We start from the raw sequence: 602 nt of genomic DNA, 5'->3' as shown, positions 1-602 counted from the left end.
TTGGTGTTCAGATTATCCAGTTTTATCGGATTGAGTTTATTGCCCTCCTTGTCCATCTGTACCTTTTCATTGAATTGTTGCAGGTCTTTTGTCATCCTTGCTACCATTTCAGAGTTACTGTCTACTGTACGGGTAATATCCTCAAACTTATAGATCGCAGAAGACTTGCTGCGGTTGAATGCCTGTCGTTCACTCTCTAAAGAAGCTATCTTCTTTTCCAGTTTGGCTTTCTCCAATAAATCGGTATTACCTGATAGTATAGCCACATATTCCGAAAAGTTCATACCTGAACCTTCATCCAAACTGCCTTCATCAATGGTACGGGTAGCCATATTATTTGTCTTTAACTGGCTGATAAATAGATGTTTGTTTTGCAACAAGTTGAACTTATATGAATCGAGGCTCTTTTCTACGGCATAGATAATTACATCAACTTTATTATCCGCATAGAGTTTGGCTATTTCATTGCCTTTGCGAATAGCTCTCCCGTCCCGCTGACTGAGGTCTGAGGGCCGATCGGGTAGGTCAGCTCCCTTACAGGAGCTTTCCCCCCTAAGAACCGTACGTGAGCGTTTCCACTCATACGGCTCAAGCAATTCTAA

1 pseudogene is annotated in these 602 nt (G+C 42.0%); it reads right to left on the bottom strand.

Annotation, left to right across the window (positions count from 1 at the left end):
* A pseudogene (locus D0T84_RS21555) lies at nt 1-602 on the bottom strand (DNA methylase); the annotation flags it as partial.

Source organism: Dysgonomonas sp. 521 (assembly GCF_010501055.1).
GTDB lineage: Bacteria > Bacteroidota > Bacteroidia > Bacteroidales > Dysgonomonadaceae > Dysgonomonas.
The sequence above is the reverse complement of the archived record's forward strand: the minus strand, read 5'-3'. Positions and strand labels throughout refer to the sequence as shown.